Genomic DNA, 15,352 nt, shown 5'->3' on the forward strand with positions numbered 1-15,352 from the left:
CTTAATATACTGACTTTCTGAATTTTCCCGGAGAGATGCCTGTTTTGCGCTTAAAGAGCCTGTTGAAATAATAATCCGACTCAAAACCAAGTTCAAAGGCGATTTCCTTTTGGGATTTGGTGGTATTTAAAAGCAGTTCCTTAGATTTCTCAATTTTTAAAAGAAGATGGTACTGCAACGGGGAAAGCCCTGTTTGCTTCTTAAAGTCGATTCTGAATTTGGAATAGCTAACTCCCAAGCTAACAGCTATTTTTGTCAAATCAATAGTATGATTCATATTATTGTACATTATGCTTTTGGCTTTGGACACCATGGAGTTAACGCTTTCAATATTATTGCCTCCGCTTTTAATGTTGTATAAACCTGCCATGAGCTGCATGCAGATACCAGAAGCTACCCGTTGATACCCATAAGCCTCCTCATCAAATAGTTTGAAAAGCGAATTAAAATGATTTAAAATAAAAGGCTTGTTGCATTTGGAGATAACAGGTGCACTCGAATTAAAAAAGCCATTTGATAGAAGCTGAGACGCGACCTGTCCAGAAAAGCCGACCCATCTTTCTGTCCAACCCACACTTTTTTTAGGCTTATAGCGATGCCATACCCCTGGGAACAACAAAAACACATCACCGTCGCTTACCTTAATCTTTCCAGTAGATTTACTTTCAAAAACGCCTTCGCCCTTGGTAATGAGTACCACGTGAAATTCATTTAAAACGCGACCCTTGTCCCAAGTAAAAATGTATTGATCTGGATGATCTTTTGAGGGGTATTCCGAGTGTTTTTCAATAACATTTCGTCCTAAATTATTGATGTAAAATCCCCAACTTTTATCATTATCAGTAACTATTTGATATTTTCGGTATCTATTTTTCATATCATTTTGTGCAACTAATATATCAATTTGTTAATTGTTTTTGATAAGAAAATAAAAGAAATTTACATCATCTAGATTAGAATAATTGTAGGCATACAGGTTTCAGCATGATGCATTTGTAAAAGTTTTTTTCTAATTTATAGATCACACTAACAAAACTAAACTTCCTAAAAAATGAAAATTACACCTATCACCACTAGGTTTTCATCACTTGTAATAATTATTGCATTTTTTTCATTGGTGTCGTGCAAGCCTTCTCCAATTACTATTGAAGAATTGAAGTGCGAATACCTTACTAATCCTTTAGGAATTGATAATTTGAATCCTAGATTTAGTTGGATTATGGTTGACGCTGAGAAATCCCGAGGGCAAAAGCAAACCGCTTACCAAGTTTTAGTCGCTAGTAGTTTAGAGCAATTAAATACTGATGTAGGAGACGTGTGGGATTCTGGTAAAATAAAGTCAAACCAATCGATAAATAATCGTTACCAAGGAAAATCTTTAGAATCTTCAAAACACTATTTCTGGAAGGTGAAAATTTGGGACACTTCTGGTTTGGAATCCCGTTGGAGCGAGGTGGCCAATTTTTCAATGGGCTTATTGAACCCAGAAGATTGGAAAGGAGAATGGATTTATAAAGAAGATCAAAATAAAAAAGACCACAATTGGTATAGAAAAAATGTGTCGTTAGATGAAGCACCGCAATCAGCCTATATTCATGTGGCATCTTTTGGGTATCATGAATTGTACGTGAATGGTAACAAAGTTGTTGATGGCGTTATGAATCCCGTAAATTCCTTTTTCAAAAAGCGCTTACCATATCTAACCTATGATATAAAAGACTATTTAGAAGATGGGGATAATGTAATAGGCATTTGGCACGCCGCCGGCTGGGCAAGATGGGGACGCGTAAAAGATTATTTCGATCCGCCTTTTGTATTTAAAGCTCAGGCTAATATTGATATGGGTGAAGGCACTATTACATTAGTTTCAGACGCTTCATGGAAATGTAAAAAAAGCTACAGTTCTTATCATAGTTCTTGGGATATATTGGATTTTGGTGGTGAAATTATTGACGAACGTTTACGTGAAGACGATTGGAATACCGCTGAGTATGATGACAGTAATTGGGCAAATGCTGTTGTTTTTGATGAGGCAGAAATGCAGGATGTTGATGTGGCCGATATTAATTTAGGTCCAAAAGGAGCAATTAGAGCACCAAGTACTGACGCTAATCCGCCCACAAGTAAAATTACAGCGACCTTAAGTTCGCAAATGGTAGAGCCCCAAGTAAAATTTAAAGAAGTAACACCTATTGATGTTACCAAAAACGAGGAAGGCCATTATGTGATTGATATGGGTGAAAATTACACTGGCTATTTCGAAATGAACCTGTTTAATGGTAAAGCAGGTGATACCGTTACCTTTGAAATTGCTGATCATAAAGAGGTTTCTACATCTTGGGAACAGCGCAGTAAATATATTTATGATGAAACCGGAATGGGTCATTTTACCAATAGATTTAATCTTGCAGGAGGGCGTTATGTAACCGTTTATGGTATTAATTATAAACCCGAATTAAAAGATATTAAAGGTTATGTTATTACCAACAATCGTAAACAAATTAGTCAATTTGAAAGTTCAAGTGAGTTGTTAAACAAGATTTATCAAGTAAATCTAAATACCTATATCGCCAATACCATAGATGGTATTTTGGTAGATTGCCCTCATCGTGAACGCCGTGGTTGGGGAGAAGTTACGGTAGCGGCTATGTACGGAGACGCACTACCTAATTTTGAAAGTGGCGCTTACATGATGCAATATGCACAATTTATGCAAGATGCTCAGGCAGATGATGGTAAAATGCGTGCCGTTATTAATGGTGACGATTTTGAGTTTTTAATGTGGATGGCCAACAGCCCAATTACTATTTGGGAAACCTACCGAATGTTGGGCGACAAGCAACTATTGGAAAATCATTATCCAACATTAAAAAAATGGATGCAGTGGTTGTATGAACATTCTAATTATGATACCCAAGATGCCTTGAAAATAGGTGAACGCGGTACGTTGGAATTCCCTGGTTTAGGTGATTGGTGTACCCCAAGAGGTAATTTTTGGACGTCGAGTAATTCTCCAGAATCGGAACATTTCAATAATTGTGTCTATGCTTTTATGTTAGAATCGGCTTTGGAAATTGCAAAAACCCTCAATAAGGAGGACGATGTAAAACTGTTTTCAGACCGTTTAGAAGTACAACGAAACGCTACGCATAAAAAGATATATGATGAGCAAACTGGTAAATATGGCGAAGGACACCAGGTTAATCAAGCATTTGCGTTGCTCTCTGGCGTAACTCCCGAATCTGAAAAACAAAAGGTTTATGATAACTTGGTAGATCAAGTGCTATATAAATTTCCTTACTACGATACAGGTAGTTCTGGGCAGGCACTTTACACGCGTTATTTTATAGAGCATGGGGAGCGTATGGATTTAATTTATGAATTGTTAAAAGATAAACGCCACCCGAGTTATGGGTATTTTTTAGAGCAAGGAAAAACCGTGTGGCCAGAACGTTGGTCAGCAATCGGGAACAGTCAAATACACACTTGCTATACTGGCATTGGCGGGTATTTTATTAAAGGTTTTGCAGGTGTCAGACCAGACCCGGAACATCCGGGGATGCAACAATTTGTAGTGAAACCTGCTCCTGTTGGTGATTTAACCTATGTAAATGCAAGTTATCAATCGCCTTACGGTGAGGTTGTTTCAAATTGGAAAATTACTGATGAAACAGCAACGTTTCATATTGAAATTCCTGTAAACACTTCTGCTAAGATTTATATTCCAGCAAATGAAAAAGAATCTGTTTTTGAAGGTGAAATTCATGCTGAAAAGTCCGATGGTATAAGATATATTAATTCTGAGAAAAGCGATGCAGTTGGTAATTATATCATTTTTGAAGTTGCATCAGGTGTGTATAATTTTGAAGTTTCTGAATTACCAAAAGTAACCTATCCAGAGCCTTTGAATATACCTGATAATTTAGCATTAATAGGTCGAATGAATGCGTCTTCAATGACTATCGATTCTGAGAAATTACCGCTTTTTGAGGCCTTTAGGGCAAACGATAAAAACCTAGAGACGCACTGGAAAGCAAACACAAAATTTAAAGAATGGCTAGAAATAGAATGGTTTAAACAGCAGACTTTTAATAATATAGTTATTCAGGAAGAAGGTGACAATATTTTGAGTTACAAAATTCAATATTTAGAAAATGGTAATTGGAAGGATGTAGCTAGTAATTCTAGTTTAGGCTCAAATAAGAGTCATGAATTTGATGCTGTAACTTCTACAAAATGTAGAATATATATAAACAGCTCTAAGGATAAGCCAGCCATTTCAGAATTTAAAATCTTTCATTCAAAATGAAATTGAAAGTGTTAATACCTTGATATGAAAAACATTAACGTGTATTCAATTCTATTATTTGTCTTTGGGGCAATATATTTATTATTTGCTCAGGGAACAGGTGCTTTAATTGCATCCCAGATCGTTGGTGAAATTGACAAAAAGCATGAAGACGTCAAAGTTTTAATCAATTGGGAAAATGCAAAGTGGATTGGCTACACCAAAGACAATCGGCCGGAGGAATGGGCGGCGAGAGATTTGGTGCGCAACCAGCCACCTATTAATATTAATACTTGGGAGCCAACTGAGGAAGACTTGAAAGTAATCCGACGGAAAACGCATCCATCCGTGCTTTTAAGAAAATCTTTTTCAATTTCTAAAGAGATTGCATCGGCGCAAATTGCTGTTTGTGGACTAGGGCTTTATGAGCTGTATTTAAACGGTAAAAAAGTGGGAGACCGTGTACTTGACCCAGCTCAAACCTCATACGACAAGCGGGCTTTTTATGTGCGTCATGATATTACAGAAGCGATTGGTAAAAACAATAGTTTGGGATTAATGTTGGGCAATGGGTTTTATGGGCAAAATATGGCATTTTGGCCAGGACTTGCTTATGGAAAACCCAGAGCAATTTTGGTACTAAATATCCTCTATAAAGACGGGACTAAAGAACAAATTGTAACCGATGAAAGCTGGAAGGCACATAGTAGCCCTATTCTTTTTGATAATATTTACTTAGGTGAAACTTATGATGCACGAGCTGAGTTGAGCGATTGGAGTACCTTTAAGTTTGATGATACCTCATGGGAAACCGCAGAAATCATGAAAGCACCAACACAAAATTTAGTGGAGCAGGATTTAGAACCCATGCGAAAGATTAGAGCAGTTAAACCTATAGCTGTATGGAAAGCAGAAAAGGGTTGGATATTAGATATGGGTCAAAACATGACAGGTTGGTTGGCCATTTCTGTAAAAGAAAAAGAAGGTACTGTTGTAAAAATGCGTTTTGCTGAACATCTCATGCCCGATAAACAAAATATAGACCCCGCATCTACTGGAATTCACGTGACTGGAAATACGCAAACCGATGTGTATATCTGTAAAGGTGATGGGGTTGAAACCTGGGAACCTCGTTTTACCTATCATGCCTTTCGATATGTTCAAATTGAAGGGTTAAGTGGAACGCCAGATTTAAGTCAATTTACGGGTTGGCTGGTACGAACAGATGCAGAACGTATAGGAACTTTTAAATCTTCAGACCCACTAATAAACAAGTTTTACGACGTGTCAATGTGGACTATCGAAGATAATATTCAAGGGTTGTTGAGTGATTGTCCGCACCGCGAGCGTTGTGCTTGGATGGGTGATGCTTATGTGGTGGCTGAAGCAGCTAGTTTTAATTTTGATTTAAAACGCTTGTGGCAAAAAACATCTTCAGATATGCAAACAGTTTTAGGGGTTTCTAAAGCACATTTTAAAGACCCTTTTCCTTATGATTCGCGCGCGCCATCTAATATTTCCGTTGGAAAACGGCTCTGTTTACAAGCGCGACCGGATTGGGGAGCTGCGACTATTATGGTACCATGGTTTTCGTATGTGTATTATGGCGATAAGACTATTATTGAAGGCGCTTGGGATATGATGGAAGGTTGGATGGCTTATCTGGATGAAAAGGTACAAGAAGATGGGATTATTAATGGCGGATTTGGTGATTGGTGTCCTCCAGGAGGTAATCCAGAAATGGATACACCACCCGCATTAACGTCAACTGCATTGTATTATCAGTCTTTAGTATCTATGGGAAAAATGGCATTGGTGTTGGATAAGAAAGAAGTTGCCAATAGTTATGCTGAAAAAGCGAAATTGCTCAAAAAGGCTTTTAATCAAACTTTTTTTAATGTAGAAGCGAAGTCATATGGTTCTCAAACAGGTAATGCCTTTGCCTTGTATTCAGGTTTGGTTCCTGAAGGTTTAGGGCAGTTGGTTGCCGATAATTTGGCAAATCTTATTATGAAGGATAAAAACGGGCATTACAGTACGGGCATTTTTGGGCATCGCCCGTTATACACCATATTAAATGATTACGGGCATGATGCTGTGACAAAGCACTTATGGAGTATTACCGATTATCCGAGTTTAGGATTTATGACCGAGGAACACGATTTAACCGTATGGCCAGAGGGTGTTAGCAATTGGGATAAAAATGAGCGGTATTATAGACATTCGTTTAATCACCCTATGCAAAGTGGGTTCGCCGCTTCATTACACGAAAGTTTAGGCGGTATAAGACCTGACGAAGATTTTCCGGGATTTGAGCGATTTATTTTAAGGCCAACTTTTTTATCGGGCTTGCAATGGTGTGAAGTTGCTCATAAATCGCCCAGAGGTAAAATTGAAAGTTCTTGGAGAAAAAATAATGGCCAAATTGAATGGTTGGTTTCTGTTCCACAAACGTCAACAGCCATGGTGCAATTGCCTCATTTTAAAGCGAAACAGATTTTATTAAACAATGAAAGTGTTACAAACAATACATTCAAATTGAAATCAGGAAAACATGTAGTAACTATTAATTTTTAGTAGAATATTGCTTTAATTGAATTATAATTTTTTAATGACTGTAAAATGTTTGTGAAGTATTTAAAATCAAACCACAGTATTTATCTGCTTATCTGCTTAGTTTTAACTACAACAACTTGGGCAACGGAAGTCATCAATTTACAATGTAACGGACAGATAAATCCAACGGGTATTATTGAAGCAAGACCAGAGTTTAGCTGGACGTTTGTTGGCGATGCCAATAGCCCGAAACAGGGTGGCTATCGTATTATGATGGCAACCTCAATTGAGAAACTAAAATATCCAGATATTTGGGATACAGGACCAACGAGCACTTCAGAAACTGGTCCATTCAAATATTGTGGAGAACCTCTTAAACCAGGTCAGCGCGTGTATTGGAAGGTAACTGCTTGGGGAAATAACAGAGGCGTAACCCACAGTGAACCGGCATGGTTTGAAATGGGCAATATTGAAAATCCTGAAACGTCCTTTCAGCCTCATGTCTTTTCTAAAAAAGACGGCGTTGTACAAATACTGTTAGATGGGAATGACAACGGACGTACTTTTGAAGGTATTGGTGGAGTGAGCGCGGGGGCTTCTACAGATTTGTTGTATGATTATGAAGACCCTATTCGCGGTCAAATACTCGATATTTTGTTTAAGCCCAAATTTGGTGCTGGGTTTCAACACTTAAAAGTAGAAATGGGCGGTGGCGAAAACTCCACTTGTGGATCGGAGCCTTCGCATGCCATTACGCGTAATGAGTTGAAGAATCCTGTATCTCGAGGGTATGAATTTTGGTTAATGAAAGAAGCCCGAAATCGAAACCCTAAAGTTATCCTGGAATATTTACCGTGGAGTTTTCCATACTATTTAAAGCCCAATATTTTTACGGCAGAATCTGCTGAATACTTTGTCTCTTTTCTCGATGTTGCTAAAAAACAATGGGATATGGATATTGATTGGGTGGCGGCGGCCGAAAACGAAAATTATACCGATAGGGATTGGCTTGTTAACCATGTACGTCCATTGTTGGATTCCAGGGGCTACAAAAATGTAAAAATTCAAGGGCCAGATGATAATAGTGGCGATTGGAAAATATTCAACGAATTTGAAAATGATAAGGCCTTTGATGATGTTGTTGAAGCCGTAGGCTATCATTATGTTACGGGGCGGGAATTCAATGACAATATGGTTGATGGTCGAGGACGGCCCACTACGGAAAAAGCTAAAAAGACAGGTAAACCCTTATGGGCAAGTGAGGATTGGAGCTGGACGGGAAAAGATTGGGGTGGTGCCGGCGCATTAAATTTGGCTCGTATTTACAATAAATTTTATATCCGTGATAGGATTACAAAATCTTTAATTTGGGCACCAATAGGATCTATTTATAAATCGGTAACCTGGGACAAGGCTGGTGCTATGAAAGCCAACAGCCCTTGGAGCGGTTACTATGAGGTGTGGCCAACTATTTGGGCAACAGCCCACACTACACAGTTTGCAGAACCTCATACGTGGAAGTACTTAAACAGTGCTTGCGGACTTTTTGATGGTGCCACCTATAAAGGTAGTTGCGTCGCGTTAAAGGAGAAAGATGGTTCCAATTGGAGTATAGTTATTTGTACGGAAACCAAAGAGGATATTGAGATTAAAATTGCAGATGGCCTGTCATTGGGTACTGTCAATATTTGGAAATCTGATGAAAACGAACAGTTTGTGCAACAAGAATCCATAACGCCTGAAAATGGAGTGTTAAAATTGTCATTGGATTCTAAATGTATTTACTCATTGACCACGACCACGGGACAACAAAAAGGAACTTATAACATTCCAGAAGAACAGGCATTTCCTTTTCCTTATTTCGAAGATTATGAAGATCGTAAAGCAGGAGATCTTCCTAAGTATCACTCCGATCAAACAGGAAGTTTTGAAATAGCTTCAAAAGAAGATGGTTCACAATGTTTAAAACAGATTGTTCCAGAACAGGGCTATGACTGGATGCGCGTTTATAGACGTTCGAACATCAAACCAAATACTCTAATTGGTGATGTGAATTGGAAAAACTATACCTGTAGTGCTGATGTGTTTATTAAAGGTGGTAACGTGGAATTAGGAGGTCGAGTAACAACCAGTTATTTGAAGGGCTATCGTTTTCAACTGTCTAAAAATGGCGAATGGAAACTAATGTTTCATAAAAAGGAACTAGAAAGTGGTAGGATGAAAAAATTTAATGGAGATACATGGCATAACCTTCAGCTTACATTTCAGGATAATATCTTAGAAGCTTTTGTTGATGGAAAATCAATTACTAAGCTATCGAACGCAAAGCATGAAGGGTATGTGATGCTTGCAAGTTCTTACGATGAAAATCTTTTTGATAATTTGAAAATAACAGAATAGTAAAAAATGAAAAGAGGCATTTCAATTTTTCTGAGTTTAGCATTAGTGATAATCACTTTAAGTAGTTGTAAACCTTCATCGGTAAAACTTACTGATTTGCGTTGTGAGTATCGCACAGATCCATTAGGTATTGAAAATGCAAGTCCAAGATTAAGTTGGAAATTGGTGGATGAAACGGCAACTAGAGGACAAAAGCAGACCGCTTATCAAATACTTGTGGCCAGTAATTTGGATAATCTAAACAATAACACCGGAGACCTCTGGGATTCTGGTAAAGTAAAATCTAATCAATCGGTAAATAATACCTATCAAGGAGCACCTTTAGCCTCTGCAAAACAATATTACTGGAAAGTAAAAATTTGGGATAAAGGTGGTGCTGTTTCAAATTGGAGTGATCCTGCTTCATTTTCTATGGGCTTGTTAAACCAATCTGACTGGAAAGGCGATTGGATTATGAAACCAGACCAGAAAAAGACAGACCATAACTGGTACAGAAAGAATTTCGAATTAAAAGAAAATCCTTCCTCAGCATTTGTATTTGTAGGTTCTTTCGGTTATCACGAATTGTATGTAAATGGTGAAAAAATTACGGATAATGTGTTGAACCCTGTGTCTTCATACATGAAAAAACGGATTCCATATCTCACTTATGATGTATCGGATAAATTGAAAAAAGGCGATAACGTCATTGCGATATGGCATGCTGCAGGTTGGTCAAGATGGCGACGCATAAGGGAATACCGAAACATTCCTTTTGTGTTTAAAGCGCAGGCCGAAATTGTTGTTGGAGACGAGAATATCACTTTAAAAACGGATACCTCTTGGAAAACCAAAAAAAGCCATTCCGAATATTATGGAGACTGGGACATTCTACGATTTGGTGGCGAAACTATTGACGATAGAAAAAGGGAGGACGATTGGAACACTGCCGAGTACGACGATACAGATTGGACAAATGCCACCGTTTACAATCATGAAGAATTAAACAAAAAAATACCCGAGGGCAATAATATAAGTTTTGCACTAAATAGCAATAAAGACAGGGAGGTGCGGGCATTATATGGGCCAATAACGGCCCAATTAAGTGCGCAAATGGTTGAACCCCAGGTTAAATTTGAAGAAATAAAACCTGTAGCTGTTAGAAATAACAAAGATGGCACCTATCGCATAGATATGGGGAGAAATTATACTGGATTTTTTGAGATAGATCTTAAAAACGGCGTTGAAGGCGATTCTGTTCTTTTTGAAATAAGCGACCAAAAAGAGGTGGTAATGAATTGGAATCAAAAGAGCAAATACATTTTCGGGAAATCTGGAAAGGGTAAATTTACCAACCGTTTTAATGTTGCCGGTGGAAGGTATATAACCGTTTATGGTTTAAAAACTGAACTAAGGATTTACGATGCAAAAGGCTATGTAGTAACCAACAATAGAAAACAAATAAGCCAATTTGAATCTTCTGATATGTTACTTAATAGGATTTACAAAGTAAACCTCGATACATACTTGGCCAATACCATGGATGGTATTTTGGTAGATTGCCCACACCGGGAAAGGCGTGGCTGGGGAGAAGTAACTGTTGCGGCAATGTACGGGGATGCCCTGCCTAATTATGAAAGTGGCGCCTACATGGACCAATATTTACAATATACAAGGGATGCGCAATTTGAGGATGGAAAAATACGCGCGGTTATTAATGAAGAAGACCGTCCGTTTTTAATGTGGAAGGCCAATAGCCCATTGACCGTATGGGAAACCTATAGAATGTTGGGCGATAAAAAAGTATTGGAGGATAATTATGAGTCTATGACAAAATGGATGACATGGCTGTATAACAATTCTAATTACGAAACAGGAGGAGCACTAAAAGCGGGAGAGCAAGGGCAAAGACAATTTCCAGGTTTAGGCGATTGGTGTACACCACGAGGTAATTTTTGGACGAGCAGTAACTCGCCAGAAGCACTTCATTTTAACAATTGCTTATATGCCTTTATGTTAGAAAACGCGCAAAATATTGCCACAGTACTGGGCAAAACAGAAGATGCAAAACAATATGCACAGCGTTTAAAAGTACAACGCAAAGCAGCACACAAACTGTCCTATAATCCAGAAACAGGTACTTATGGTAATGGGCAACAGGTAGATCAAGCCTTTGCACTGTTAGCAGGTGTTACACCAGAATCTGAAAAGAAAAGAGTAGAAGCGAACTTAACAGATAACGTATTATATAAATTTCCATATTACGATACAGGAAGCTCTGGACAAGCACTGTACACCAGATATTTTACCGAATACGCGGAGCGTATGGATTTAATTCACGAATTACTAAAAGACAAACACCACCCAAGCTATGGTTACTTTTTAGAGCAAGGTAAAACGGTATGGCCAGAGCGCTGGTCAGCCATAGGGAATAGTCAAATACACACGTGTTACACGGGTATTGGGGGATATTTTATTAAAGGTTTTGGTGGCATTCGCCCTAATCCAGAACAATTGGGCATGCAACACATGGTTATTAAACCAACTCCAGTAAAAGATTTAGAGTATACCAATACATCTTACCAATCTATGTACGGTAATGTAGTTGTGAATTGGAAAAAAGAGGATGGCGGTGCGGTATTTCATTTAGAAATTCCTGTGAACACTACCGCAAAAGTATATTTACCTGCAAATAGTAAAGATGACATAAGCGAGGGAGGACAATTAGCTGAAGGTTCAGAGGGTATCAGGTACATAGGTAGCGAAAAAAGTGAAGCGGTAGGTAATAACATCATTTACAATGTTACGTCAGGAATGTATGATTTTAAGGTAAGCGAACTTCCAAAAACACAAATACCGGACCCGATAAACACTTCTGAAAATCTAGCAACCATGGGCAGGATGAATGCTTCTTCCATGTTTATCGAAACAGAAAAACTTCCTGGTTTCGAAGCGTTTAAGGCAAATGATGAAAACGAAGAAACTAGATGGCTTGCCAATGGCACCAAAAATCAATATTTAGAAGTAGAATGGGTGAAACCCCAAACCTTTAGCAAAGTGGTTATTGATGAACAAGGACAGAATATTTCAAAATATACCATTGAATATTTTGAAAATGATGAATGGGTTATTTTGGCCAATGGTACAAAACGTGGTGCTAACAAAGAACATTTTTTTGAGGCGGTAACTTCTAATAAGTGTAGGATATTCATTGAAGAAGCTGATGAAGCTCCATCGATTAAAGAAATTAAAATTTTTAAATAAATATTAGTAGATGAAAGTAGGATTATTTGGTATCGGATTAGATACCTATTGGCCTCAGTTTGAAGGCCTGTTAGAACGATTAGAAGGCTATCAACAACAAATAGCGGATAAAATGGAAGGCTTTGGTGCCGAAGTAGTTAATGTAGGTTTGGTAGACTCTCCAGAGGTAGCTAGGGAAAAGGCAAAAGTGTTAAAGACGGAAGACGTCAATGTGCTGTTTTTATATGTATCTACTTATGCACTGTCATCTACGGTCTTGCCGGTAGTTCAAAAACTCAAATGCCCAACCATTATCTTAAACATTCAGCCAGTTGCGGCGATAGATTATGAAAGTTTTAATAAACTCGGAGACCGGGGTACTATGACCGGTGAGTGGTTGGCCCATTGTCAAGCCTGTTCCGTACCGGAATTGGCTAATGTCTTTAACCGTTCGGGGATAGATTATGAATTTGTAACCGGTTATTTAGACGAGCCAGCCGTTTGGGATGACATCCAAGATTGGATTGACGCGGCCAAAGTGGCTAAAATTATGAACAGTAATCGTTTAGGGGTTCTGGGGAATTACTATTGCGGTATGCTGGATGTATATGCCGATTTAACCAAGCAGTCGGCGGCTTTTGGTACACATATTGAAATTTTAGAAATGTGCGAGGTCAAAAAATATCGAGATGCTGTAACCGAGTCAGAGACGGAAGAAAAAATAGCTGAATTCCGAAGTACTTTCGAAGTTATTGATGCCTGTGGGCAATCTGAACTAGTGCGTGCCGCAAAAACCTCCATAGCTCTAGATAAATTGGTTGAAAACCATAATCTGGGTTCCATGGCTTATTACTATGAAGGCGAAACGGCCAACGAATACGAAAATATAGTTACTTCTGTCATCGCAGGTAACACGCTTCTAACAGGGAAAAATATCCCTGTGGCTGGTGAGTATGAAGTTAAAAACGCTCAAGCTATGAAAATCATGGATGCCTTTGGCGTTGGTGGGTCGTTCTCAGAATTTTATGCAATGGATTTTAATGATGATATCGTGATGCTTGGACACGATGGTCCAGCACATTTTGCTATTGCCGAAGGAAAAGTACAGTTGGTCCCACTTCCGGTATATCATGGTAAACCAGGAAAAGGCTTGTCTATCCAAATGACGGTGCAACATGGCCCAGTGACTTTATTGTCAGTTGTAGAAGGTAAAGACGATGTGTTTTTGTTAGTCGCAGAGGGTGAATCTGTAGAAGGTCCTGTATTGCATATTGGTAATACCAATAGCCGTTACCGTTTTTCTATTGGTGCCAGAGCTTTTATGAACGAATGGTCTAAACAAGGGCCATCACATCATTGTGCTATTGGCGTTGGGCATATTGCCAATAAAATTGACAAATTAGGGAGTTTATTGAATTTAAGAGTGGTTAGGGTTTGTTAATTTTAATTAAATCAACCATTTTGGCTAAGATGTCAGGTCGGTTATAAGTTTCGCAAAAGGACTTACTTTAGCTAAGTCATAATGATGCAATAAGTCTTTTTGTTTAGGCTTGTAAAAGATGGGTGTCTAGCTGCAGTACAAGAAGGTATGACCTCTTGATTAAAAAACTGTTTATGTTTATGTATTCTAATTTTATTTTCCATGACATTACGGGATGATTAAAAAGCATATTAGAGTTAATTTTAACAACTCCAATGAATCAAAAAGTAGTTTTACCCCAATGTTTTTTAATATCAACAAGACTTAAATTGAATATCAAATAGAATAATATGCGTTTACAGTTTTGTTTTCTGGTGGTTATGGCTTTTGGTTTTGATGCTCAACAATCACATGCCCAATCCAATCGTGATACCATTTACCCAATCTTTCAATTTCCACAACACAAAATGCCTCGAATAGATGGGGACTTTTCAGATTGGAATCTAGTTCCAGGGAATTTCGCCATAGGCTTAGACCAAATGAAAGAATCTATTAATGGTATAGGTTTTAATCTAGATGCTACCGATTTGGATATCTCGGTTAAAGTAGGTTGGGTAAAAGACCTGAATCGATTGTACTTTTTTTTAGAGGTTTTTGATGATTTCTGGGAATTTGAACGACTCGATATTAAGCAAGACATTTTTGAATTGGTTATAGATGCAGATGTTTCCGGAGGTAATTTTATAAAAAAGTGGAACGCAAATAAAAAAAGGATACCTATTGAAGAATTGCACTTTAGAGGGCATGGGGCACATGCGCAAAACTACCACATTTTTATACCTGCAGTGAATAAAGACTGGGCTATGATTTGGGGAAATACCCCTTGGATTAAAGACTTTCCGTATGCCAATGCATCTTATAAACATGATTTAAAACAAGGTGAACCTGGTACACTTAAAATGGAATTTTGGATAACACCATTTGATTATGCCGCTGTTGAGGGTATTAATAGTTCTGCAGTTTCAACCTTGAAAGAGAATGAAATTATTGCTATGTCTTGGAGCGTTCTCGACTATGATGACGATAACAAGGAAAGAAAGGATTTTATAAACCTAGCACATAATATTAAAATGATTCATGATGGCGATTTTATGAATCATTTCAGGTTAATGCCTTTATCAAAGGCGTTAAAACCAGAAATACAAGCAAATTGGTCTTTTGTTGAGGTTGATAGAGATAGGCGTGTTTTTGCTTTTAAAGATGAATCTGTGGGTGATATTGAAAAGTGGACTTGGGATTTTGGGGATGGAACAACCTCTAATGGACAAAACCCTGTACATCAATACAGTACTTCGGGGCACTGGACGGTTGTACTCACGGTTGAAAATAAAGACGGTAAGTCCATACGCTCTAAAGTCTGGGACGTGGTTACGAAATAGGTTGAATTAGTACCATAATCAAGAATA

At 38.1% G+C, this 15,352-nt stretch carries 7 protein-coding genes; 6 read left to right on the forward strand and 1 reads right to left on the reverse strand.

Annotated elements, in window-relative coordinates:
• Position 1 precedes the first annotated feature (1 nt).
• Positions 2-877 (reverse strand): AraC family transcriptional regulator, encoded by an 876-nt coding sequence (locus tag H7U19_RS09685; protein ID WP_186561803.1) that lies wholly within the window; start codon positions 875-877, stop codon positions 2-4.
• 174 nt (positions 878-1,051) lie between these two features.
• Between H7U19_RS09685 and H7U19_RS09690 the strand changes: the two genes are divergently transcribed.
• From H7U19_RS09690 to H7U19_RS09715, 6 genes are all read left to right on the forward strand, one after another.
• A complete protein-coding gene (locus H7U19_RS09690; protein WP_186561805.1) occupies positions 1,052-4,309 on the forward strand; it encodes a family 78 glycoside hydrolase catalytic domain in 3,258 nt (1,085 codons plus the stop codon).
• Positions 4,310-4,333: 24 nt separating this feature from the next.
• The gene (locus tag H7U19_RS09695; RefSeq protein ID WP_186561807.1) at positions 4,334-6,865 is read left to right on the forward strand and encodes a family 78 glycoside hydrolase catalytic domain; all 2,532 of its coding nucleotides are present in this window, start codon (positions 4,334-4,336) and stop codon (positions 6,863-6,865) included.
• Between the two features lie 51 nt (positions 6,866-6,916).
• Positions 6,917-9,244, forward strand: a complete 2,328-nt coding sequence (locus H7U19_RS09700; RefSeq protein WP_186561809.1) for a glycoside hydrolase family 78 protein — start codon at positions 6,917-6,919, stop codon at positions 9,242-9,244.
• Between the two features lie 6 nt (positions 9,245-9,250).
• A complete protein-coding gene (locus tag H7U19_RS09705; protein ID WP_186561811.1) occupies positions 9,251-12,487 on the forward strand; it encodes a family 78 glycoside hydrolase catalytic domain in 3,237 nt (1,078 codons plus the stop codon).
• Positions 12,488-12,497: 10 nt separating this feature from the next.
• Positions 12,498-13,907, forward strand: a complete 1,410-nt coding sequence (locus H7U19_RS09710) for an L-fucose/L-arabinose isomerase family protein (RefSeq protein ID WP_186561813.1) — start codon at positions 12,498-12,500, stop codon at positions 13,905-13,907.
• A 329-nt stretch (positions 13,908-14,236) separates the two neighbouring features.
• The gene (locus H7U19_RS09715; RefSeq protein WP_222597415.1) at positions 14,237-15,325 is read left to right on the forward strand and encodes a PKD domain-containing protein; all 1,089 of its coding nucleotides are present in this window, start codon (positions 14,237-14,239) and stop codon (positions 15,323-15,325) included.
• Positions 15,326-15,352: the final 27 nt, after the last annotated feature.

The sequence above is a fragment of the Hyunsoonleella aquatilis genome, from assembly GCF_014270105.1.
In the GTDB taxonomy this organism is placed as follows: Bacteria; Bacteroidota; Bacteroidia; order Flavobacteriales; family Flavobacteriaceae; genus Jejuia; species Jejuia aquatilis.